The organism is Thiomicrorhabdus sp. (assembly GCF_963662555.1).
In the GTDB taxonomy this organism is placed as follows: domain Bacteria; phylum Pseudomonadota; class Gammaproteobacteria; order Thiomicrospirales; family Thiomicrospiraceae; genus Thiomicrorhabdus.
This window is the reverse complement of sequence record NZ_OY759719.1, coordinates 2,466,529-2,490,119: the sequence shown is the minus strand read 5'-3', so window position 1 is coordinate 2,490,119 and position 23,591 is coordinate 2,466,529. Positions and strand designations below refer to the sequence as shown.

At 38.4% G+C, this 23,591-nt stretch carries 17 protein-coding genes; 9 read left to right on the top strand and 8 right to left on the bottom strand.

Features of this window, described 5'->3' with window-relative positions; genetic code table 11:
- Positions 1 to 182: 182 nt before the first annotated feature.
- From ACORJQ_RS11255 to ACORJQ_RS11240, 4 genes are all read right to left on the bottom strand, one after another.
- Entirely contained in the window at positions 183 to 1,031 is an 849-nt protein-coding gene (locus tag ACORJQ_RS11255) for a sulfurtransferase (RefSeq protein WP_321324595.1), read from the bottom strand.
- A gap of 353 nt (positions 1,032 to 1,384) precedes the next feature.
- Positions 1,385 to 2,107 carry a TIGR04211 family SH3 domain-containing protein gene (locus ACORJQ_RS11250; RefSeq protein WP_321324593.1) on the bottom strand — a complete coding sequence of 241 codons (723 nt, stop codon included), beginning with the start codon at positions 2,105 to 2,107 and terminating at the stop codon, positions 1,385 to 1,387.
- On the bottom strand, positions 2,085 to 4,853 hold the full coding sequence (locus tag ACORJQ_RS11245; RefSeq protein ID WP_321324591.1) for a valine--tRNA ligase: 2,769 nt from the start codon (positions 4,851 to 4,853) through the stop codon (positions 2,085 to 2,087). The genes ACORJQ_RS11250 and ACORJQ_RS11245 overlap by 23 nt, the downstream gene beginning before the upstream one ends.
- Positions 4,854 to 5,166: 313 nt before the next feature.
- Positions 5,167 to 5,958: a flagellin N-terminal helical domain-containing protein gene (locus ACORJQ_RS11240; protein WP_321324590.1), complete on the bottom strand. Its 792-nt coding sequence runs from the start codon at positions 5,956 to 5,958 to the stop codon at positions 5,167 to 5,169.
- Between ACORJQ_RS11240 and ACORJQ_RS11235 the strand changes: the two genes are divergently transcribed.
- Positions 5,957 to 6,466: a hypothetical protein gene (locus tag ACORJQ_RS11235; protein ID WP_321324588.1), complete on the top strand. Its 510-nt coding sequence runs from the start codon at positions 5,957 to 5,959 to the stop codon at positions 6,464 to 6,466. The genes ACORJQ_RS11240 and ACORJQ_RS11235 overlap by 2 nt on opposite strands.
- 295 nt (positions 6,467 to 6,761) lie before the next feature.
- Here the strand turns inward: ACORJQ_RS11235 and ACORJQ_RS11230 are convergent, their stop codons facing one another.
- A complete protein-coding gene (locus ACORJQ_RS11230; protein ID WP_321324586.1) occupies positions 6,762 to 8,009 on the bottom strand; it encodes an ammonium transporter AmtB in 1,248 nt (415 codons plus the stop codon).
- A 15-nt stretch (positions 8,010 to 8,024) separates the two neighbouring features.
- Positions 8,025 to 8,363, bottom strand: coding sequence for a P-II family nitrogen regulator (locus tag ACORJQ_RS11225; RefSeq protein ID WP_321324584.1), 339 nt, complete (start codon positions 8,361 to 8,363; stop codon positions 8,025 to 8,027).
- 275 nt (positions 8,364 to 8,638) lie between these two features.
- Between ACORJQ_RS11225 and ACORJQ_RS11220 the strand changes: the two genes are divergently transcribed.
- Together ACORJQ_RS11220 and glnE are read left to right on the top strand one after the other, a co-directional pair.
- A complete protein-coding gene (locus ACORJQ_RS11220) occupies positions 8,639 to 9,319 on the top strand; it encodes a class I SAM-dependent methyltransferase (RefSeq protein ID WP_321326882.1) in 681 nt (226 codons plus the stop codon).
- 125 nt (positions 9,320 to 9,444) lie between these two features.
- Positions 9,445 to 12,180 (top strand): bifunctional [glutamate--ammonia ligase]-adenylyl-L-tyrosine phosphorylase/[glutamate--ammonia-ligase] adenylyltransferase, encoded by a 2,736-nt coding sequence (gene glnE / locus ACORJQ_RS11215; protein ID WP_321324583.1) that lies wholly within the window; start codon positions 9,445 to 9,447, stop codon positions 12,178 to 12,180.
- 90 nt (positions 12,181 to 12,270) lie between these two features.
- Here glnE and glnA read toward each other — a convergent pair whose 3' ends face one another.
- The gene (glnA, locus tag ACORJQ_RS11210) at positions 12,271 to 13,677 is read right to left on the bottom strand and encodes a type I glutamate--ammonia ligase (RefSeq protein WP_321324581.1); all 1,407 of its coding nucleotides are present in this window, start codon (positions 13,675 to 13,677) and stop codon (positions 12,271 to 12,273) included.
- A gap of 414 nt (positions 13,678 to 14,091) precedes the next feature.
- On the opposite strand from glnA, the gene ACORJQ_RS11205 reads away from it, so the two are divergent.
- The 6 genes from ACORJQ_RS11205 to phoR all read left to right on the top strand — a co-directional run bounded on the left by ACORJQ_RS11205 (position 14,092) and on the right by phoR (position 21,756).
- Positions 14,092 to 16,362, top strand: a complete 2,271-nt coding sequence (locus ACORJQ_RS11205) for an ABC transporter permease subunit (RefSeq protein ID WP_321324579.1) — start codon at positions 14,092 to 14,094, stop codon at positions 16,360 to 16,362.
- Between the two features lie 11 nt (positions 16,363 to 16,373).
- On the top strand, positions 16,374 to 18,014 hold the full coding sequence (gene pstA, locus ACORJQ_RS11200) for a phosphate ABC transporter permease PstA (RefSeq protein ID WP_321324577.1): 1,641 nt from the start codon (positions 16,374 to 16,376) through the stop codon (positions 18,012 to 18,014).
- A 108-nt stretch (positions 18,015 to 18,122) separates the two neighbouring features.
- Positions 18,123 to 18,941, top strand: coding sequence for a phosphate ABC transporter ATP-binding protein PstB (gene pstB, locus ACORJQ_RS11195; protein ID WP_321324575.1), 819 nt, complete (start codon positions 18,123 to 18,125; stop codon positions 18,939 to 18,941).
- Between the two features lie 56 nt (positions 18,942 to 18,997).
- Entirely contained in the window at positions 18,998 to 19,738 is a 741-nt protein-coding gene (gene phoU, locus ACORJQ_RS11190; protein ID WP_321324573.1) for a phosphate signaling complex protein PhoU, read from the top strand.
- Between the two features lie 30 nt (positions 19,739 to 19,768).
- Complete coding sequence (gene phoB / locus ACORJQ_RS11185; protein WP_321324570.1) at positions 19,769 to 20,467, top strand: phosphate regulon transcriptional regulator PhoB; 699 nt, start codon at positions 19,769 to 19,771, stop codon at positions 20,465 to 20,467.
- 2 nt (positions 20,468 to 20,469) lie between these two features.
- Entirely contained in the window at positions 20,470 to 21,756 is a 1,287-nt protein-coding gene (gene phoR, locus ACORJQ_RS11180; RefSeq protein WP_321324569.1) for a phosphate regulon sensor histidine kinase PhoR, read from the top strand.
- Positions 21,757 to 22,008: 252 nt separating this feature from the next.
- On the opposite strand, the gene ACORJQ_RS11175 is transcribed toward phoR, so the two are convergent.
- Positions 22,009 to 23,580, bottom strand: a complete 1,572-nt coding sequence (locus tag ACORJQ_RS11175) for an inorganic phosphate transporter (protein WP_321324567.1) — start codon at positions 23,578 to 23,580, stop codon at positions 22,009 to 22,011.
- Positions 23,581 to 23,591 lie beyond the last annotated feature (11 nt).

The following is a 23,591-nucleotide window of genomic DNA, read 5'->3' as shown; positions in this document are numbered from 1 at the left end:
GTGGTTCAAATAGTAAAAAAAACCGGCTATATGGCCGGTTTTTTGATTTTGAATATTACGTTCTATTTGAATATCGACAATGTCCGAGTCTAGCTAAGATATTTATCAACCCAAAGCAAGGTTGATAGCAACGTTATATAGGGATATGTAAATATTCTAGTTAACTTCAAATTGTTTAAATATCAGAATGGTAAACCTTCTTCAATTGGAAGTGCTGGATCTTGTGACCATTCGTTCCATGAACCAAAATACATTTTAACGTTTTTAATGCCAGCTGATTTAAGGGCAACAAAAGTGTTTGATGCACGCGCTCCTTTAAAACAATACAGGTAAACAGGTGTGTCTTTATCAATGCCAACTGTTTTACACTCAGCTAATATTTCATCTGGAGATTTAAACATAGGTACTGCGCCAGGTTTCATCATTCTATACCATTCAATCCAGACTGCTCCAGGCAAACGTCCTTTTCTTGGGCTAAAATCTTTACCGTAAGGTGAAGAACTTTCTGCAATCCATTCATCTACATCACGAACATCAAGTAGAGCAATGTCACTGTCTAAAGCTTCTAGAACCTCTTCTTTATTAACCATAAATTCATTAGCAGTGTCTCTAAGAGGAAATTTCTTTGGCTCTGGAGTGGCAGGTTCTTTACTGATAGTTAAGCCTTCTGCGATCCAACTTTGGTAGCCACCTTGTAAGATATTGATTTTTTCATATCCTAGGTATTTAAGTAAAAAATAGCCTCTACAAGATTGCCCAAAACCGGTATCAAGTGAATCTTCATAAAGAACGGCGGTTTCATAACCAGATAATCCGGCAGCACCAAAGATATCTGCAAATTTGTTTTTGAGTTCTTCAACTCCTTCAGGGGTCGAGCTGGCCAAGAATGTAAAAATATCATGTATATTTACGGCATTTGGAATGTGACCAACCGAAAATGCTTCTGGTGATCGAGTGTCTATGATAACAACCTCATCTTTAAGGTTCATTTGAGCTAAGTGTGAGGCATTAATTAACAACGAATCTTGCATGGCTATATCCTTTTGTTTAAGAAATAATTGGTTATGTGACATCGTTGTCTGGTTAACCTTAAGGGTGTTGTTATATCTATTTGGAGAGATAAAAAGCGTAGAATTTATCAATAACTTGCAGTATTTAAACCAGTTAAATTTAATTCAGTAAAATCAATTGGTTAAGGGGTTTTTGTCTAATTAATGACGATGAGATGGTATTTTTTGTGTAGAAAATTGTTCTTAAATGTAGCATAAGTCATACAAAATTGAACAATACCACTCAGTGACGTTGAGTAGTATTTTTTGGGAGGGGGAGTAACAAAAAACCTGCATAAAGCAGGTTTTAAGTGTGAGGAGTTATCCGTTTGGGATTATAGCTCACCCCATTTTTTTCGTTTGCTTGGTGGTCTAAAGAAACGACCTAGAATTAAGCCAAGTAGTAAAACTCCACCACCTGTTAAGAACCATTGACGTTTCACAGAGTCATCCGACTCATCGATCTGTTCTTTCATAATTGCATTTTGATTTTCAAGCTGGCTTAAACGCATTTTCATTTCTTGGTTTTGTTTATCAAGCTCAACGGCATTGGTTGAAATTGCTTTTAGATGATCAAGCTCTTTACCTAATTCAAACTTTTCTTGTTTGATGCTCGAAAGTTCACTATCAGTTTCAGTGTAACGAGTTTTTAAGGTATCTAACTCTTGCTGAAGTGCGTTAAATTTTTCTTCTACTTCAGTTGTTTTTTTGATTTGTGCAGCAAGGCGGTCTTTTGCAACGGGCTGGCTTTGTAATAAAATTGAAGGTAACCAACCGATGTAGGTTTTACCTCCTGTTTTATATTGAACTTGTGCCCATCCACTTTTATCAACTTCTAAGATTTTGACAGGCTCTCCAGATTTAAGCATTCGAGAAATCTTATATTTATAACCTGCACCACGACGCATAGGGACGTCTATAGAGTCACTAATATAGTTAATGTAGCCTTTCTCTGCTGCTAGGGGTGCTGATACTGGTGCGGCTAAACCAATGGCGGCAATTAAAGCTAGGCCAAGAGTGGTTTGGTGAAACGAATTATAGCTGCTGAATTTTTTCATTTTGAGCCTCTAGGTTTTTAAGTGCGGTTTCATAGTCGCTTAGTTTTTTGCGTTCATTGGCAACAACTTCTTCTGGAGCCTTGGCAACGAATCCGGCGTTATTTAGTTTGCCGCTTAAACGTTTGATTTCGCCTTGAAGTTTGCCCATTTCTTTACTTAAACGAGCCAGTTCTGCGTCTTTATCAATTAAGCCAGCCATTGGAATTAATACTTTCATTTCGCCTACAAGGGCAACAGCAGACTCTGGAGCATCGGCTTCATTCTCTAAAACCGTAATGGTTTCTAGCTTAGCTAATGACTGAAGGTATACTTGGTTATTATTTAACCAGGCCTGGTCATTTTCATTTAATCCAGCAAGCAGAACATCTAGTGCTTTGCTTGGTGCAATGTCCATCTCTGAACGAATTTTACGCACGCCAACAATAAATTGTTTAACCCATTCTAGTTCAGCAACCGCTTCTCTATCAATTTTGCTTTCATCTGCTTGTGGGTAAGCCTCAAGCATAATTGTCTCGCCATGTTGCCCCGCTAAAGGTGCAACCGCTTGCCATGCTTCTTCAGTGATGAAAGGAATAATTGGATGAAGCAAACGTAGCATCGCTTCTAAAACACGTACCAAGGTTTTGCGTGTACCGCGTTTAGCGGCATCTGAGCTGTCTTTATTTAGGATTGGTTTTGCTAGTTCTAAATACCAGTCACAGTATTCATTCCATGTAAATTCATATAGCGTTGTTGCGGCTAAATCAAAACGGTATGTAGCAAAGTGTTTTGCTACTTCTGATTCAACTTCTTGTAAACGAGAGGTTATCCAACGATCGGCTAAAGAAAGTTCCACCTCAAGTGATTCGTCAACGCCTGTATCAAAACCTTCTGTGTTCATTAGAACGTAGCGAGTTGCATTCCATAATTTATTACAGAAGTTGCGATAACCTTCGGCACGATTTAAATCAAAGCGAATATCTCGGCCTGTTGAAGCTAAAGAGGCAAAAGTAAAACGAATCGCATCGGTACCAAAAGCAGGGATTCCGTCTGCAAATTGCTTGCGAGTAGCCTTCTCAATTTGAGCAGCTTTTTCTGGTTGCATCATGCCATAGGTACGCTTTTTAACTAGGTCTTCAAGCTCAATACCATCAATTAAGTCAATAGGATCTAAAACGTTACCTTTTGATTTAGACATTTTTTGGCCTTCGCCATCACGTACTAAACCGTGTACATAAATTTGTTTAAATGGTACTTCACCAGTAAATTTTAAGCCCATCATAATCATTCTGGCTACCCAGAAGAAGATGATGTCAAAACCGGTAACTAATACTGATGTTGGATGAAACTTTTCTAATTCAGGTGTCTTTTCTGGCCAGCCTAAAGTAGAGAATGTCCATAGAGCAGAACTAAACCAAGTATCTAAAACGTCATTGTCTTGGCTAAGTTCAATCTCTGCACCGAGATTATGTTTTGCACGTACTTCAGCTTCGTCACGACCCACATAAACTTTGCCATTATTGTCATACCAAGCAGGGATGCGGTGCCCCCACCAAATTTGACGAGAGATACACCAATCCTGGATGTTATTCATCCATTCAAAATAGGTGTTTTCCCAGTTTTTTGGTACAAATTCAATATCGCCATTTTTAACCGCATCAATTGCAGGTTTGGCTAAAGATTCAACCGCTACATACCATTGATCTGTTAAGAAAGGTTCAATAACTGCATGTGAACGGTCGCCACGTGGAACCATTAAAGTATGTGGTTTAATGTCTTCCATTAAATCGAGTGCTTCAAGGTCGGCAATAATTTGCTTACGAGCTTCATAACGGTCAAGTCCCTGGTATTTTTCTGGGGCTTCTTCATTAATAGCGGCATCGATTGTGAAGATATTAAGCATATGTAGGTTGTGACGTTTACCCATCTCGTAGTCATTAAAGTCGTGAGCAGGAGTGATTTTTACACAACCAGTTCCAAATTCTAGATCTACATAGTCATCGGCAATAATCGGAATTTCACGCCCAACGAGTGGCAGGGTAATGGTTTTACCTACCAAATGTTGATAACGATCGTCTTCAGGGTTGACCGCTACGGCTTGGTCACCAAGCATGGTTTCAGGACGAGTAGTAGCAACCACTAAATGCCCTGAACCATCGGTAAGCGGATAACGCATGTGCCAAAGGTTACCTTGTTCTTCTTCTGAGATAACCTCTAAATCTGAAACCGCTGTGTGAAGAATTGGATCCCAGTTTACAAGACGTTTACCGCGGTAAATTAGATCTTCTTCATAGAGTTTTACAAAAACTTCTTTTACGGCATCAGATAAACCATCATCCATGGTAAAGCGTTCACGACTCCAGTCAGGAGAAGCACCCATTCGGCGAAGCTGTTTAGTAATTGTGCCACCTGACTCTTCTTTCCATTCCCAGATTTTTTCAATGAACTTATCACGACCTAAATCATGACGAGTTAAACCTTGGGAAGCTAATTGGCGTTCAACCACCATTTGCGTGGCAATACCAGCATGGTCTGTACCTGGTTGCCAAAGGGTGTCATTGCCTTTCATTCGGTTATAACGGATTAAGGTATCCATAATGGTATCTTGGAAAGCATGCCCCATATGTAGGCTACCCGTGACATTAGGTGGCGGAATCATAATGCTATAAGGGGCGGCATCTGGGCTTTGCGGTTTAAAATAACCTTTGTTTTCCCAGGTTTGGTACCATTTTGTCTCGATTGTATTGGGGTCGAAATGCTTTTCCATAGAACTCTTAATCTGCTTGTAATTTTTTATAAATAATAATCGAAGGATTATAGCAACCGATAAGGCTATTGTGTTAACTAACTGAATAGAATTATGTGATTTTTTTACTTTAAACGAATCTGTAAACAAGTAAGTTGATGATTATCGATCACTGAATGAAACCTACGCTTACAAATCTTTATTGCCATGTGCGGTATACCAGGCCTGGTAAAAGTTAATAGGATTCTTTAAAGAGGGTGATTTGTTTTTATCTGACATAAAAAACGGCAGATAATCTGCCGTAAATTCATCTTATAGCTAAATGAAGATGATATTAACTATTGAGTAGTTGCAATACTGAAGCACGTGACTGGTTAGTTTGTGCTTGCATCGCAATTGCACTGTCTTGCATGATATTTTGTTTAACTTGTTCGGTAGCCGCTTTGGCATAATTAGTATCGTTAATTTGGCTACGTGCCGCATTGCTGTTGATATTTTGAGTTTGAGTGCTATCTATATAAGAACTTAATCCATTCTGTTGGGCCCCAAACTGGCTTCTTTGGCTACTTACTTGGTCAATAGCTAACCCAAGGTTTTGTATGGCGGTTGTAGCATTTGCTGGGTTGCTAATATCTAAACCAGAAATGGATAAACCATCTGTAGTCATTGTAGGCAAGTTTAGCGTGGTGCTTGAATCGCCCAATGCAAGGCTAATAGAACTCATATCGCCATTTAGAAGTGTTTGATTGTTGAATGAAGTGGACTCTGTAATTTGGTTAATAGCCTGTAGGTTTTGCTGAAATTCTTGATTAAGGCTATTTTGTTGCCCACTGTTCAACGTACCATTTGATGCTTGAATTGCGAGTTCATTCATTCGCTGTAAGTAATTGTTAATAGAATTACTTGCACCATCGGCTGTTTGCAATAAAGAAATACCCATATTGGCATTTTGTACACCAATGTCTTGTGTGTTTATTTGTGTGCTAAAAGCCGTTGTTATAGCTTGTCCAGCAGCGTCGTCAGCAGTTTGATTAATACGTTGACCACTTGTTAGGCTTTGAGAGACTGCACTGACACTAGGTGTATACATGTTTGAAGAAATTGAAGAATAACCATTAATTGCCATGATAAAATCTCCTTTCAATAATTCGTTATTTATAAATTTAGTTTACGCTTTTTACCCAATTAAGGAAAGAGAAATGTCTTGTTGTTCAGGCGGTTACTGCCAATTTAGCTTTCCAGAAGGCCCGCCATTAGTTGATAATGCTGTGTCTAATTTAAATGCCACTTATCAGTTTTTACCCTATGGAACTTTGTTGGAATCTGGAGAAACGGTAAGGATTTGGATGGAAAGTGGTAAGGCAAAACCCGTTTTTCTAGAGGAAAAAATCCCCTTGAAATTTACGGAAAAAGGTCCAGAGCCACTAGATAAAAATAATCAAAATAACTATCCGTGGCAAATCATCGCCTTTGATAGTGGTTTTGATTATGATGATTTGCTCTCTTGGAAAAATCATCCTTTATACAGTGAAAATGAAACTCCTGTTTTATTACGCTATAACCATCCAATAGAGGTAAAGCCTTCGTTAAAAATGATATTTTTAAAATGGCTTTATAAGATTAGGACTTTATAGCTTATCGCTAAAGATTTACCAGGCCTGGTAAATTAATTCTTGTAATTAATTACACATAACAAAGCCCTAGATGTTTTATCTGGGGCTTTTTTGTTTTTTATCAAAATGCAGGTTACTTGTAAAAGTAACTCGCTTTGCTTTAAGTCTATTAAACCTATTTTAGAGAAGTTGTTACGAATAAAATTTAGGTATAAAAAAACCCCGCTGGGGGCGGGGTTTAAACTAAACTCTATGAGGAGGTTGTGTTTTCTAGATAAACACTATTTAGTTTTAAGACTTTATTAAATATTGAATGTTATTTTGTAAACTCTGGGTAAGCTTCCATTCCACATTCAGATTGGTCAACACCTTCGTACTCTTCTTCTTCAGTAACGCGGATGCCCATAACTGCTTTGATAACACCCCAAACAATTAAGCTTGTTACGAATACCCATGCAAAGATCACACCGATACCAGTTAACTGTGCAACGATAGTCGCATCTGGGTTTGTGAACGTTACAGCAATTAGACCAAAGATACCAACTACACCGTGAACTGAGATAGCACCTACTGGATCATCAATTTTTAGTTTAGAGTCGATGAATAGGATAGCTAATACTACGATGATACCACCAACAAGACCAATTAACGTTGACTCCATAGCTGTTGGAGTTAGAGGTTCTGCAGTGATTGCTACAAGACCAGCTAAAGCACCGTTTAACATCATAGTTAAATCAGCTTTTCCAAACTTGATTTTAGACATTAGTAACGCACCGATTACACCACCAGCAGCAGCCATAAGTGTGTTAACAAAAACCATAGCTACAGCATTTGCTTCATCAACGTTTGAGATTTTAAGCTCAGAACCACCGTTGAAACCAAACCAACCTAACCATAGGATAAATGTACCTAAAGTTGCAAGTGGAAGGTTAGCACCAGGGATTGCACGAGACTCACCGTTTGGACCATATTTACCTTTACGAGCACCTAGTAGTAATACACCAGCTAAAGCGGCAGATGCACCAGCCATGTGAACAACACCAGAACCAGCGAAGTCAAGGAAACCTAAACCATCTAGGAAACCACCCCCCCATTTCCAGAAACCTTGCATTGGGTAAATGAAAGCTGTGAATACGATAGCGAAAACAAAGAATGACATTAACTTCATACGTTCAGCAACAGCACCAGATACAACAGACATAGCTGTTGCAACAAATACTACTTGGAAGAAGAAGTCAGACATACCTGAGTAATAAGGAGCATCATCACCGCCAGCAACAACGTCAGCAACTGCGTTATCACCACCAATAAGGAAGCTAATACCAGGGAAGAAGCTATTTACGGCTTCACCAGGATACATAATGTTATAACCAACTAGCATGTACATAATACAAGCGATGGCAAAAAGACCTACGTTCTTAGCTAAGATTTCGGTTGTGTTTTTTGTACGTACTAGACCTGCTTCAAGCATCGCGAAACCGGCTGCCATCCACATAACTAATGCACCAGACATTAGAAAATAAAAGGTATCAAGTGCGTAACTTAATTGTGATATTTGTTCCATAATCAAATTCCTTTCTTAAAGAGCGATGTCGCCAGTTTCTTCTGTACGAATACGCACAGTTTGTTCTAGAGGCATAACAAAGATTTTGCCGTCTCCGATTTTTCCTGTTTTAGCTGACGAATTGATTGCTTCAATAACGCTATCTAGCTTTTCGTCACTTACAGCAATTTCTAAGCGGATTTTAGGAAGAAATTCAATCGCGTATTCAGCTCCACGATAGATTTCAGTGTGACCTTTTTGACGGCCAAAACCTTTAGACTCGGTTACTGTCATACCCTGCACATCAATGTCATGAAGTGCTTCACGTACGTCATCGAGTTTAAAAGGTTTGATAATTGCAACTACCAGTTTCATACTAACCCCTCGGATTAATTAATATTATATGTTCAGGGTGTTATAAACATTGGGCGTGCCATGAATTTAAAAGCCTCATAAAAACAATATGTTATATGTGTTTTTCGGTGGTTTTTTGGCATGTAAGTGCTTTTATTTTATTTTTACCGTTCCCTTTTAGTGCGTTTGTGTTTTTATTTGGTGCGGTTTGTTGAGGTGTGGGTTTGTATAAGTTTCCCAAGATATTTTTAGCGTTTTTAATACAGTTTGTTGTGCTGGTTTTTTTAGCTTTAGGTGTGTATTTGGCTCATTTTTTTATCATGCCTCCATACCCTTATTGGTTGTTGGTTTTGATTCAGGCTGTTGTCTCATCAGCTGTGAGTTGTAAATTCGGTTTACCTTGTTGGTGGCGTTGGATTCAATTCTTTTTACCCATAGGTCTCTATATTGGGGTGTTGATAGAATTTAACCCGATTTGGGCATTAATTTTATTTGTTTTAGTGTGGTTAATTTTTTCAAATGCGTTTAAAGAGAGAGTGCCTTTATATTTAACAAATAATACTACTCGTGAGGCATTAAAAACGTTAGTGAAACGAAAACGAAATATTCGATTTTTAGATTTAGGATGTGGCTTGGGCGGTAATGTTGCCTTTATGTCTCAACAAAAATCAGTGATTGAGTCTCACGGTGTTGAGACTGCTCCTGTGCCTTATATTATTTCTAAGTTTATTACCTCTTTTAGGGGAGGTAGGACTTTTGCAATGGATATATGGAAAACCGAACTTGCTTATTATGATGTTGTTTATGCTTTTTTATCACCAGAGCCGATGCCTAGGCTATGGGAAAAAGTTAAAGATGAAATGTTGCCAGGCTCTATTTTTGTAAGTAATAGCTTTGCTGTACCAAATATAGAACCCTCTGAGATTTGGGAGTTGTCTGATGAGCGTAAAACAATTTTATATATTTATATTTTATAAGCTGTTTTAGTGCTTGACCCTTAATGCTCGAGCCTTAATGATATAAGTGTTGATGTAAGACAAGTATGTTTACTTGTTTTATTTGTAAATTAAGTCAAATGTCGATTTGATGTTGTGGAGAAAAAATGAACTATTCAATTGCCCAAGCCTTGTCGTGGAGTCCATTTACAGAGCGTTTAACGCAAAAGTTCCCGGATTTGCTGGAGGAAGCGAATTATATTGAACAATGGCCGCAAGGTGAGCTTTATCAACAGGTTTATGCAGATGTCATTCAGGCTCAAGATGAAAAGGACTTGGTTAAACGTTTACGGATTCAACGTAACTGGCAGATGGGACGAATGGCATTACGAGACCTCATGGGTTTTTCAGAATTAGAAGAAGTGATGTTAGCTGCCTCTGAGCTGGCTGATGCCTTAGTTAATGCTTCATTAGACTGGAATTACCAACGTTTTTGCCAACGATATGGAACGCCTATGGGGGAAACGTCTAAAGAACAGCAGAAGATGATTGTTATTGGGATGGGAAAACTCGGTGGGCAAGAGCTTAACTTCTCATCCGATATTGATTTGATTTTTGCCTATCCTGAGCAAGGTAAAACCGAAGGGGCGACACGAAGTATCCCTAATGATCAATTTTTTACCAGGCTAGGGCAGGCCGTAAATAAATCATTGGTTGATTATACTGAAGATGGTTTTGTGTACCGTGTTGATATGCGATTACGACCATTTGGTGATGCGGGACCTTTGGCAATAAGTTTTGCAGGTTTAGAGCATTACTATGAACTTCATGGCCGAGCATGGGAGCGTTACGCTTTGGTTAAAGCTCGCGCAATGGCAGGTGATAAAAATGAGTGTAAGTACATGTTTAATATACTGCAGCCATTTGTGTACCGAAGATATGTTGATTTTAGTGCTATGGAATCATTGCGTGAACTTAAACAAATGATTATGGCTGAAGTACAAAAGAAAGGTATGTTGCAAAATGTCAAACTTGGGCCAGGTGGTATTCGAGAGATTGAGTTTATTGTTCAAGCATTTCAATTGGTTCACGGCGGCAGAGATCATGGTTTACAAGGGCGTCGATTAATCCCAACTCTGCAACACTTATTAGAGCGTGGTTTTATAGAGAAAAAAGAGCATGATGCACTGTTAGAGGCTTATATTTTCTTACGCAGGGCAGAGAATCGTTTGCAAGAATGGAATGACCAGCAAACTCATGATTTACCGTCAGATGAATATCAACAGAATTGTCTGGCTCACTCAATGGGATTTGCTGATTATGCCGCTTTTTTAGAAGTATTAAATCAACATCGTGATTTTGTTGAAGGCCAATTTAAAGAGGTTTTTGCAGTTGAAGCAGTAAGTACAGAGGTGAATAACTGGAGCAAAGTTTGGTTAAGTGGTATAGAAGCTGAAGAAGATATTACTGAGTTTGGTCTGGATGATCCAAATGCATTTATAAGACATATTAAAGCGTTTAAACAAAGTCGGTCGGTTGCCCATTTGGGAACGGAAGGTGTTGAGCGTTTAAACTCTTTTATGCCATTGCTTTTGAACGAATTATTTAAGCAGGGCTACAGTGAAGAGATGCTAACCAGGGCACTAAAGATCGTTGAAAAAGTGGTACAAAGAAGTGTTTATTTGGTGCTGTTAAACGAGAACCCACAAGCATTAAAAAATTTAGTCAAATTAATTGAAGTCAGTGCTTGGTTAACTGATATGTTGGCTAAATATCCGGCGTTAATGGATCAGTTAATTGATGAGCGTTCGTTGTATGCTCCATTGGAGCTTGAATCCTTAAATGAAGAGGTTACCGCCATATTAGATGGTTGTTCAGGTGATGAAGAGTGTTTTATGGAACAAATTAGGCAGTGGCGCCATGCTCAGGTGTTTAAGGTAGCTGCTGCTGATGTAACAGGTAGTGTGCCCATTATGAAAGTCAGTGACTATCTAACCTGGATTGCTGAAGCTGCTCTAAATGGTGTTGTTGAATTTGCGTGGCAGTTGATGATTAAAAAAAGTGGTGTGCCAGGTGGTTTAAATCCTGAGAATCCTAGAAATCCATTTTTAGTGTTAGGCTATGGAAAAGTAGGAGGGATTGAACTTGGTTATGGTTCTGATTTGGACATTGTTCTGTTGTATGAAGGTTTGAGTCCTAGCGCATCAGCTACTAATGAACGTGGTCGACAGTTGGAAAACTCACTGTTTTTTGTGCGTATGGGACAAAAGATTATCTCCCTAATGACAACGCTTATGCCGGCAGGTGTTCTTTACGAAGTTGATACACGATTACGCCCTAATGGTGCGTCAGGTATGATTGTGACTGATTTTGAAAGTTATAAGACTTATATTGAAAATAAGGCTTGGAACTGGGAGCATCAAGCCCTAACGCGAGTAAGAGCGGTAGTGGGTGATGAGCAAAGTCGCACGGCTTTTGATAACTTTAAGAATGAGTTTTTACAAAGAGCTCGTGATAAAGCAGTGGTTAAGCAAGAAGTGGTTGATATGCGTAATAAAATGCGTCAAGCTCTTGATAAATCAAATGCTGAAGAGTTTGATTTAAAACAAGGGGTGGGTGGAATTGTGGATATTGAATTTATGGTTCAGTATCTAGTTTTGGCCTATGCAAATGAATATCCATCCTTAACCGAGTTTTCAGATAATGTGAGAATATTAGAGGCGATTGAGCAAGTAGGTTTGTTGTCTCACGATCAGGTGGAACAGCTTGTAGGCGCTTATAAGGTTTATCGTTCAAAATATCATCGCGTGGCATTGCAAAATGAAAAACCTATTGTTGAGCAGACTTGTTATTTAGAGGAGCGAGAGGCCGTTGAAGGACTTTGGAATTTGTTAATGGCTTAATTATTTTGATTTACTAAAGTAAATTTCCTAAATTTAGGAGATAAAAAAACCGCCGTAAAGGCGGTTTTTTTCTCAGTTAATCTAAAAAGATTAAGAAGAGTAGTACATGTCAAACTCAATTGGGTGAGTAGTTGCACGTAAACGTGTAACTTCTTCCATTTTAAGATCGATATAAGCGTCAATCATTAGATCAGTCATAACGCCACCTGCTTTCAAGAACTCACGGTCTTTATCAAGTGCATCTAGAGCTTCTTCTAAAGAGGCACAAACAGTGTTGTAAGTTGCTTCTTCTTCTGGAGGAAGGTCATATAAATCTTTTTCAGATGGAGCACCTGGATCGATTTTATTGATAATCCCGTCAAGACCTGCCATTAATGAAGCAGTGAATGCAAGGTATGGGTTAGCTGTTGGATCAGGGAAACGCAGTTCTACACGACGCGAACGCTCAGAAGGAGCATATGGAATACGAATAGAAGCTGAACGGTTAGAACCAGAATAAGCAAGTAGGATTGGAGCTTCAAAACCAGGTACTAAACGCTTATAAGAGTTTGTTCCAGGGTTAGTGAATGCATTCAAAGCACGTGCATGCTTCATTAAGCCACCAATATAGTAGATTGCTTCTTGTGAAAGACCAGAGTAAACATCACCAGCAAAAATGTTTTTGCCATCTTTAGATAAAGATTGGTTGATGTGCATACCAGAACCGTTATCACCAACAATAGGCTTAGGCATGAAAGTCGCTGTCTTACCTAAAGCGTGAGCTGTGTTGTGTACGCAGTATTTTAGAATCTGAACTTCATCAGCTTTTGCTGTTAAAGTGTTACCTGCTACAGCAAGTTCACATTGACCAGCTGTTGCAACTTCATGGTGGTGAGCTTCTAGGTTAAGGCCCATTGCTTCTGCCATTGCACAGATGTCTGCACGCAATTCATGTAGTTGATCTACAGGAGGAACTGGGAAGTAACCACCTTTGATGCTCGGACGGTGACCAACGTTACCGTCAGTAAATACTTTTTCAGAGTTCCAAGCTGCTTCATCAGCATCAATCTTAACAAAAGAACCTGACATATCAGCACCCCAGCGAACGTCATCAAAAATGAAGAATTCTGGTTCTGGGCCAAAGAATGCTGAGTCTGCTACACCTGTTGATTTTAAATAAGCTTCAGCTTTTTGAGCGATTGCACGTGGATCTTTTTCATAACCTTCCATCGTAGCAGGCTCAACAATCATGCAGCGGATGATAAGTGTAGGATCGTTAGTGAAAGGGTCCATGACATAACCATCAGTTTGTGGCATAAGAATCATGTCTGAGTTATTAATACCTTTCCAGCCTTGAATAGAAGAACCATCAAAAGTTTCTCCGTCAGTAAAGAAATCCTCATCAACTTTAGATGCTGGAATTGTTACGTGTTGCTCTTTACCGTGAGTGTCTGTAAAACGTAAATCTACCCATTTAACATCATTTTCTTTCATTAAATCGAAAATTGCTTGTGGCATTGTTCATGTCCTTTTTCATCTAGTGAATATAAATTTATAACATAGTGATAATAGCGTGAACCGTGCCAGGAATCCAATATTTTTTTCCAATGTTTTAAAGGCCTTTTTTTTCAATGGGTTAAGTGTATATGTGTGGATGGTTTGTTTTGCAGCTAAAAAGACTAAAGCCCCAATCTAGTGCGTTTATATAAAAATAATGGTGCGAAAGGGTAGGTGTTGATGGCTGGGGCTGGCGTTAATGTTACAGTTTTATTACAAGCTGAGAGGGTGAAAGACCTAAAATGCAATTTACCTGTCATATTCGATTGGTAACATTCGTAAAATATTAAATATCCCCTAATGCTTTTGTTAATTAATTTTGATAAAGCTAGCAAGGGAGTAAATCAATTGAAATCATAAACAGGTTAATCAGTTATGACTGCAAAGATTCAAACTAAATTGGATGCGGTATTAAGCGGTAAGGCGTTTGATAAAAGAATTCGTCGAAGAAATGTAAAAGATGCCATTTCTAAATATGTAATTTCGATTGGTGGAATGAGTGTTATTTTTTCAGTTCTACTCATTATGTTTTTTTTGCTTTACGTTGTTTTGCCACTGTTTGTGCCTGCTACGGTAACTAAAGTTTCAGAGTATGCTGTGCCTGGAAACCAGCAAGAAAAAACCCTTTACTACGGTATTGATGAATATCAATCTTCTGCAATCCGTTTTACCGATACGGGTAATTTGATTGGTTTTAATGTTAAAGATGGAGCAGTGAGTTTTGATAGAAAGCTTCCTCTAAACGGTGCCAAAATTACTGCCTATCAAGTGGTTGATGAAATTAAACATTTATTGGTGTTTGGGCTTTCTGACGGTCGAGTTTTATTTGCTCAATATGGTTATAACGTGAGTTATCCAAATGATGTTAGAACCATTACTCCAAAAGTGACTTATCCATTTGGTGAAGATGGGGTGAAATTAGCAGATGTCGCAATCTCAGCAATTACCGCTAAAGCATCTGATTCTGAATTAAAAATTGCTTATCAGGTTAAAAATGGGAAATCAGTTGATTTAAAATCCTTTACAAAAGTTGAATCAATGCTTTCTGACGATATCACTTTAGAGCAAGATGGTGAATCCCAGTTTCAAAGTAACATGCCAGTTAAGTGGTTAATGATTGACGGTAGTGGTCGTAATCTATACACCATCTCTAAAGACGGTGTTACGGATTATTATGATATTTCAGATTTATCAAATCCAAAATTAATTCAGCACGTTAATCTAACGACAGGCGATGAAAAACCGACTACGATTCGTTTTTTATTGGGTGATTATTCATTGATGATTGGTACCAATAAGGGTCATATTTATCAGTGGTTTCCAGTGCGTGATGAACAGAATGATTTTTCCTTAAAACCAATTCGTCAATTTAAAATCAGCGATTCACCTATTGAGTCGATTGGTATTGAGCTTTCTCGAAAAGGTTTTGCCGCTACAGATGCTGCTGGTAATTTTAATCTTTACCATTCAACTTCAGAACGCCACTTAGCGTCAGAAAAAGTGAGTGATGCAGATGCTAACTTGGTCACTATTGCTCCACGTGCAAATGGAGCTTTGGTTGAAACAACGAATGGCTTATTAACGCATTTTGATATCGATAATGAACATCCAGATGTGTCTTTCCATAGCTTATGGGGCAAGGTTTGGTATGAGGGCTATGAGGAGCCAACTTATACATGGCAGTCGTCTTCTGCCAGTGCCGATTTTGAACCAAAATTTTCTTTAATGCCGTTAACGTTCGGTACTATTAAAGCCGCTCTATATTCAATGTTATTTGCTATTCCTATTGCTATTTTAGCGGCAATTTATACAGCCTTTTTTATGGATAAAGCTACACGCCAATGGGTCAAGCCATCAGTTGAGATGATTGAGGCACTTCCAACCGTTATTTTAGGTTTCTTAGCTGGTTTGTGGTTAGCACCTTATATGGAAGCGCATTTAGCTGGATTCTTTGCAATACTCCTGGTGTTGCCTCTAGGTATTGTTGCATTTGGTTTTGCTTGGTCAAGATTGCCTGAGAACATAAGATTGTTTATACCAACGGGTAAACGTGCCGTGTTAATGATGCCTGTAGTTGTTTTCTTGGGCTGGTTTTCCTTGCAAATGAGCGGGCCAATTGAAAATTTAATGTTTGATGGCAATATGCGTCACTGGTTAACCGCTTCAGCAGGTATTGATTTTGACCAACGTAATGCCATGGTTATTGGTTTTGCTATGGGTTTTGCTCTTATTCCTACCATCTTCTCGGTTACCGAAGATGCTATTTATAACGTGCCAAGTTATTTAGTAAACGGCTCATTAGCTCTGGGCGCGAGTGGTTGGCAGACTCTCATGGGAGTTGTTATTCCTACAGCAAGTCCAGGTATTTTCTCGGCAATAATGCTTGGTTTTGGTAGAGGTGTGGGAGAGACAATGATTGTATTAATGGCTTCAGGTAACACGCCTCTAATGGAAGTAAATATCTTTGAAGGTATGAGAACTTTATCAGCAAACTTAGCGGTAGAGATGGCTGAGGCAGAAGTGGCAAGTTCTCACTATCGTGTATTGTTTTTAGCAGGCCTGGTACTGTTTATTTTTACCTTTATTTTTAACACGCTTGCTGAAGTTGTTCGCCAACGTATGCGTCGCAAATACGGTTCACTATAGGAGTCTATGAGATGAAAGAATGGATTAACAAGGGTGAACACTGGATTTGGATGAGTTCTGCAATGGTAAGTATCAGTGTAGTGCTGGTGTTTGGCCTGATGGGAATGATTGCGTATAAAGGTGGTGTACATTTTTGGCCACATGCTGTTTATGAGATTCATTTAAATGAAAATGGTCAAAAAGAAACCGTGATTGGTGAGCTTAGAGATGAAAAAACAGGACATGCAACTGATCCAAAAACAGGTGTTGAAACACCTGTGAATCAATACCTTATTAAAGTGGGTAATCGCGATGTATATGGTATTGATTTTAGATGGATTAACAGCGATGTGATTGATGGACCAATTGACCAATTATCAAAAGATGTCATGGTGGTTGAACGTTACGAATACGGCAATGTTTTTGGTCATTTAGTGAGTGCAAATATCAATGGTCAAAAGATTACTAATCAGACAAACTTATTACCACTTATTAAAAAGCAGCTTAAGCATAGTACTGAGACTCACAATGAAATTCATCATATTGAAAAAATAAAAATTGGTGAAATAAATTACAAAATTGAGCAACTGCGTTTTGAAGAGAAAAAGCTTAAAGCAAAAGGTGAATTCACGGATGCAGAAGCGGCGAAAATTCAAGCAGAGCGTGATGCATATCAAAAGCAATTTTCTGAGTATCAAAAGCAAACTCAGGTTTTGTATAAGAAGTTAGAAAACTACGGCGATATGACACTTGAAATTAGTGGCGGTAAAAAGCTCACGATACCGTTTAAAAAAGTGGTTAATTTTTGGCAACCAAACAATATGAATTTTGCAGAAAAGTTGGCATTTTTTGGTCATTCTGTGAGTAGTTTTTTATTAGACGATCCTCGTGAGGCTAATACTGAAGGCGGTATTTTCCCAGCCATGATCGGTACCATTACTATGGTTTTGTTAATGACAATCTTAGTGACCCCAATGGGTGTTGTTGCGGCCGTTTATATGCGTGAATACGCAAAAGATGGTCCATTGTTACGCATGGTAAGAATATCAATCAATAATTTGGCAGGGGTTCCTTCTATTGTCTTTGGTATTTTTGGGTTAGGTTTTTTTGTTTATATTTTGGGTGGCTCAATAGATGAGTTGTTTTATAACTACAAATTACCAAGCCCAACGTTTGGAACACCAGGCCTTTTATGGGCTGCGGTTACCATGGCACTATTAACACTGCCTGTAGTGATTGTTTCTACTGAAGAAGGTTTATCTCGTATTCCAAGATCGCTCAGAGAAGGAGGCTTGGCGTTAGGGGCTACCAAATCTGAAACCATAATGAAAATAGTGCTACCAATGGCAACGCCTGCGATTATGACGGGGCTAATTTTAGCTATTGCCCGTGCGGCTGGTGAGGTGGCTCCATTAATGTTGGTCGGTGTGGTTAAACTTGCACCTGAGCTTCCTGTTGATTCCATTGCTCCTTTTGTGCATTTAGATAGAAAGTTTATGCACTTAGGTTTCCATATTTATGATGTAGGTTTTCAAAGTCCTAACGTTGAAGCCTCACAACCACTGGTGTATGCAACTTCATTATTACTGGTCATTATCATTGTTGGTTTAAATATTGGTGCTATTTCTATCCGTAATCGCTTACGTGAGAAATATAAAGCCCTAGAGCATTAATCAAATTTTATAAATTAAATTGGCGTTAACTTTTACGCCACTTAGCAATAAATTACATATTTAAGTGTTGATTTACTAAAGTAAATACAACGAAATAAGGAAAGTTTTATGAGTGAACAAAGCTTATCAATCGCACTAGACAGAGAAGATAGAGCTATGTCTTTAGCAAATGAAAAAATTGCCATTGAAGTAAAAGATTGGAATTTATATTACGGAACCAAGCAAGCTTTAAATGCCATTAATATGCATATACCAGAAAACCGTGTAACCGCATTTATTGGGCCTTCAGGCTGTGGTAAGTCAACCTTACTACGTTGTTTTAACCGTATGAATGATCTAATTGATATTGTTAATGTGGATGGTCAAATGACTCTGCATGGTGATGATATGTACGCAAAAAATATGGATGTTTCTGCTTTGCGTCGTCGTGTAGGTATGGTGTTTCAAAAACCCAACCCTTTTCCAAAATCTATCTATGAAAACGTTTGTTATGGTTTACGTCTGCAAGGTGTAAAAGATAAAAATGTATTAGATGAGGCGGTAGAGTGGGCTCTGAAAGGTGCAGGCCTTTGGGAGGAAGTTAAAGACCGTTTGGATGAAAATGCCTTGGGTATGTCAGGTGGTCAGCAACAACGTTTGTGTATTGCACGTGCAATTGCCATTAAACCAGAAGTTTTACTATTAGATGAACCAACTTCAGCACTTGATCCAATTTCAACTTTGGCGATTGAAGAGTTGATTTTTGAGCTGAAAAAAGAATTTACAATTTTGATTGTTACTCACAATATGCAACAAGCGGCACGTGTATCTGATTACACAGCCTTTATGTATATGGGTGATTTAATTGAATACACCGATACCGACAGTTTGTTTACCAATCCGCAAGTAAAACGAACTGAAGACTATATTACTGGTCGATATGGTTAAAACATTTTAAAACCATTTGATTACTGTTTTTAAAACTTGTGCATAGGAATAACAAAATGGAAAGAGAACTTTTTAAGTCCCACATCTCTGGTCAATACAATCAGAATTTAGAAGAACTATTTAATCACATTCTTTCAATGGGTGGGCTTGTTGAGGCTCAGATTAAAAGCACTGTTGAAGCTGTTAAGTGTGAAGATAAGAGTTTAGCTAAAGAGATTAAACAAGTTGATAAGATTGTTAATAAAGAAGAATTAGAGATTGATCGTTTATGTGCACGTGTATTGGCACGACAACAACCAACTGCTTCAGATTTGCGCTTGGTAGTCAGTTCTATTCGTATTGCTGTTGACTTAGAGCGAATTGGTGATGAGGCTGTTAATGCATCAAAACTGGCAACTAAAATGTCTAAAGTTAAAGAGGTACCTTGCGAGGTTTTGCCTGGTTATGGTGCCCTTATGGAAATGGTGTCAATTGATTTAGATGTTCTTAAAAAAACATTAAATGCCTTTGCACAACTTGATATATCTCAGTTAGGTGATGTTTTTGATGACGATAATCGAATTTCTGAGATAAAAAAGAAAGCATTAATAGAAATCAATGAAGCTTTGAATAATAATACAGAAGACTTAGCAGAATATATAATGCAAATGTTCTTTTCTATAAGAGCTTGTGAACGTATTTCAGCCCATATTGTAAATATTGCCGAAAGTATTATTTACTTAGTCAAAGGTAAAGATGTTCGTCATATGAATTCTGAAAAATTAGATTCATTTTTAAGTACTTTAAGTAAAGAATAAATATAAATTATTAACTTTTGGGGAGTCTTTATGGGGCAAAATAAAGTGTTAGTTATCGAGGATGAAGCTGCTATCCGTGATATGTTAAAGTTTACTTTAACAGCCTCTAACTACCTTGTTAGTGAGGCAAACAATGCAGAAGAAGGTTGGAAAATTGCCCTAAACGACGCACCTGATTTAATTCTTTTAGATTGGATGATGCCAGGAACTCCAGGAGTAGCTTTAGCTCAAAGGCTTCGTCAAAATGATAAAACAAAAGCAATTCCCATTATTATGCTAACGGCACGTGGTGAAGAAGAAGATCAAGTTAAAGGGTTTGACTCTGGTGTTGATGACTTTGTAGTAAAGCCGTTTTCACCTAGAGCGTTAATCGCCCGTATTCAAGCGTTATTGAGACGTCAAACCAATGAAAAGGTTGACGTTAATCAGTTTACAGCGGGTAGTATGCGTTTAGATTTAGAGTCACACCGTTTTTACGTTGCTGATGAAGAAGTAAGATTGGGACCAACGGAATTCAATTTAATTCATTTCTTTATGACGCATCCAAATAGAGTCTTTTCAAGAGCACAATTATTGGATCATGTTTGGGGCGTTAACGTTGTGGTTGAGGAGCGTACGGTTGATGTTCATATCAGACGTTTACGTAAGTTATTAGAACCAACTAATGTTGCGGATTATATTCAAACTATTAGAGGTTCTGGTTATCGCTTTTCGGTTGTTGAGGATTAATTTTGCTGACTAACGGTATTAAGCGTGAATTAACCTGGATTGTGACCATTGCTTGGTTAATGCTGTTTTTTGCCTGGATTACTGGTTTCTGGTTGGCTACATTGTTGGCTTTCATTGTTTTTTACATGGCCCGTCAATTATGGAGCATGAAAAGATTTGAAGACTGGATGGATGCCCGTAAGCTAAATACTCATCCTCCCGCTTCAGGTTTTTGGAGTGAACTAACTTATTTAGTGTCTAAGAAGCAACGAGCTTTAGAAAAACATGCCGACCTGAATTTTTATAAATCAGAGCAATTTAAAGCAGCCTCAATGCTCATTCCTGATGCAATTGTCTCACTTGACCAAAGCAACAATATTGAATGGTTTAACACCGTTTCTAAGTCTCTTTTAGGTATAAGACGTCAAGATAAAGGCAGTAAAATTGAATCCGTTATTAGACAACCGGAATTCATTCAATATCTCAAAAAACGAGATTTCTCAAATGCGTTGACGGTGAACTCTGCCTATAAAATGTCACGTACTTATCAAATGCAAATTATTCCATATTTTGAAAATCACAAACTTTTAGTGGTTAGAGATATTACCGAACTTTACCAGTTAGCTCAGATTCGCCGTGATTTTATTGCCAACGCCTCTCATGAATTACGTACACCACTCACCGTGCTTAGAGGTTATTTAGAGGTCATGCTTGACACGCCTGGAGAACACCAACAAAACTGGCGTTTACCTCTCGAACATATGGAAACTCAATCACATCGAATGCAGTCTATTATTGAAGATTTACTCACTCTATCCACTATTGAATCAGAGTCTATTACGGCTGAAAAAGAACTGGTTGATGTGCCTAAAAAATTAAAACAACTTGAAACTGATGCTCAGCAGTTAGGTGGAGAAAGTCATCGATTTTTCTTTGAGATTGATGAAACGCTCAAAATCAATGGTTATCCTGAACCTCTAAAAAGTGTCTTTATGAACCTGGTGTCTAATGCGGTCCGTTACTCGCCAGACGGGGGTGATATCTATGTGCGTTGGTTTGCCAATAAGAAGCACGTGGTATTTGAAGTAGAAGACAATGGGTTAGGTATTTCTCAAGAACATATCCCTCGTTTAACAGAACGCTTTTATCGTGTGGATAAAGATCGCTCACGTGTTACGGGTGGAACCGGTTTGGGATTAGCGATTGTTAAGCATGTTTTAGAAAAACATAACGCCTATTTACAAATTAAAAGTGTGCTTGGTAAGGGGAGTACTTTCCGCTGTGAGTTTCCAATAACTCTTGCTCAGTAAAAAGTTTTGATTATTGCAAGTGAAAGAGTCTAATAGTTAATATCAAAGATACGAAAAACACGATTGTCTTTTGATATTTATCCAGTGCTCACATAACAGAATACCAGGCCTGGTAATTTGTGGTAATTATAAAAACAGCAACATAAGAGTAGCAACACAAGAGTAGCAACACAAGAGTAGCAACACAACACTAAAGTAAGAGCAAAAAAGGGCATATAAAATGCCCTTTTTTGTATGCTTATTTTGTAATGTTTACGGAAGCATCATACCTCTAATTGTAAAGTAAATTAACGCTGCTAAAGTCGCAGACGCTGGAACAGTAATAACCCATGCAGCCACAATTTTTAAGAAGGCTGAGCGTTTAACGAGTTCTTTTTGATAAACTTTATCAAGAGACTTACGTTCTTTTTTACTTAATTCAACTTCAGCTTCTTTGGCTTTAAGTTGGGCAAGCATTTCTTTCTTTTCAATCAAAGATGCTTTTTCAAAACGCACAATATACTCTTCAACCTCTTGCTGATCAGTACCCTGGTGGTGGTCACGAATTGATTGAATGGTTTTAGCGTAACTGCGTTTTAGGTATTCACGTAAAAAGCCCACACCAAATACACCACCCACGGCAATATGTGTTGAACTCACAGGAAGTCCAAGTTGAGAAGCCACGATAACGGTGATCGCAGCCGCCATTGCAATTGAGAATGCACGCATTTGATCAAGTTCGGTAATTTCTGAACCTACGGTTTTAATCAATTTAGGACCAAATAATAATAAACCTAAAGAGATACCAATCGCACCAATAAGCATAACCCATAGTGGAATCTCTGCTTTTGTAGACACTCCATGAGTTTGAACGGCATCATAAATAGCGGCTAAAGGGCCGACGGCATTGGCGACGTCATTTGCACCGTGAGCAAAACTTAATAGAGCCGCAGCAAAAATAAGAGGCACGGTAAATAAAGTATTTACGCTTGCTTTGCTATTTTCTAGACGTTTTGCATGGTTTGAAATAACTGGGCGTATAATTAAATAGATAACTGCGGCAAATGCTAAACCAATTAAGCTAGCTGTAACAAAATCAACTTTCCAAAGATGTTTAAGACCTTTCATAATTAAGTAAGTTGAAAATGCCCAAGCCATAATCGCAATAAGTATAGGTAGCATCCTCTTAGCGGCGCTAACCATGTCGTCACGATAGGTGATACTCCGTTTTATCCAGTAGAGGAAGCCAGCGGCTATTATTCCTCCTATTACTGGGGAGATGATCCAGCTAGCGGCAATCGCTCCCATTTTATCCCAGTTGGCAATAGACCAACCTGCCGCAGCAATACCTGCTCCTAAAACCCCACCAACTATAGAGTGTGTAGTTGAAACAGGTGCTCCCATTGCGGTGGCTAAGTTAAGCCATAAAGCACCTGCTAACAGTGCTGCAATCATAATCCAAATAAAAGTGTCACTGTCACCAATTAAGCCAGGATCAATAATGCCTTTTTTAATTGTGCTGACAACATCTCCACCTGCAATTAAGGCTCCAGCAGATTCAAATATGGCTGCTATAACAATGGCTCCAGTTAGGGTCAATGCCTTAGAGCCTACCGCTGGCCCCACGTTGTTAGCAACGTCATTGGCACCAATGTTTAGTGCCATATAACCGCCAATCATAGCGGCAACGACTAACTCGATACTGACTGTGCCAGTACCTGTTTGAATGTTGGAGGCAAATAAGATGATCATTATGATGAAAAGAAGGGCGGTTCCAAAACGAAACATCTCTTTTCTGCCACGAGAAGTGGCATTTTCAAACTCGTTTATATCTCTAAATTCCATAACGTTAACTC

What these genes read in the sequence shown, in the direction of transcription:
- ACORJQ_RS11255 (WP_321324595.1), bottom strand. Translation starts at nt 1,031, where the DNA reads ATGCAAGATTCGTTGTTAATTAATGCCTCACACTTAGCTCAAATGAAC.
- ACORJQ_RS11250 (WP_321324593.1), bottom strand. Translation starts at nt 2,107, where the DNA reads ATGAAAAAATTCAGCAGCTATAATTCGTTTCACCAAACCACTCTTGGC.
- ACORJQ_RS11245 (WP_321324591.1), bottom strand. Translation starts at nt 4,853, where the DNA reads ATGGAAAAGCATTTCGACCCCAATACAATCGAGACAAAATGGTACCAA.
- ACORJQ_RS11235 (WP_321324588.1), top strand. Translation starts at nt 5,957, where the DNA reads ATGATAAAATCTCCTTTCAATAATTCGTTATTTATAAATTTAGTTTAC.
- ACORJQ_RS11240 (WP_321324590.1), bottom strand. Translation starts at nt 5,958, where the DNA reads ATGGCAATTAATGGTTATTCTTCAATTTCTTCAAACATGTATACACCT.
- ACORJQ_RS11230 (WP_321324586.1), bottom strand. Translation starts at nt 8,009, where the DNA reads ATGGAACAAATATCACAATTAAGTTACGCACTTGATACCTTTTATTTT.
- ACORJQ_RS11225 (WP_321324584.1), bottom strand. Translation starts at nt 8,363, where the DNA reads ATGAAACTGGTAGTTGCAATTATCAAACCTTTTAAACTCGATGACGTA.
- glnE (WP_321324583.1), top strand. Translation starts at nt 9,445, where the DNA reads ATGAACTATTCAATTGCCCAAGCCTTGTCGTGGAGTCCATTTACAGAG.
- glnA (WP_321324581.1), bottom strand. Translation starts at nt 13,677, where the DNA reads ATGCCACAAGCAATTTTCGATTTAATGAAAGAAAATGATGTTAAATGG.
- ACORJQ_RS11205 (WP_321324579.1), top strand. Translation starts at nt 14,092, where the DNA reads ATGACTGCAAAGATTCAAACTAAATTGGATGCGGTATTAAGCGGTAAG.
- pstA (WP_321324577.1), top strand. Translation starts at nt 16,374, where the DNA reads ATGAAAGAATGGATTAACAAGGGTGAACACTGGATTTGGATGAGTTCT.
- pstB (WP_321324575.1), top strand. Translation starts at nt 18,123, where the DNA reads ATGAGTGAACAAAGCTTATCAATCGCACTAGACAGAGAAGATAGAGCT.
- phoU (WP_321324573.1), top strand. Translation starts at nt 18,998, where the DNA reads ATGGAAAGAGAACTTTTTAAGTCCCACATCTCTGGTCAATACAATCAG.
- phoB (WP_321324570.1), top strand. Translation starts at nt 19,769, where the DNA reads ATGGGGCAAAATAAAGTGTTAGTTATCGAGGATGAAGCTGCTATCCGT.
- ACORJQ_RS11175 (WP_321324567.1), bottom strand. Translation starts at nt 23,580, where the DNA reads ATGGAATTTAGAGATATAAACGAGTTTGAAAATGCCACTTCTCGTGGC.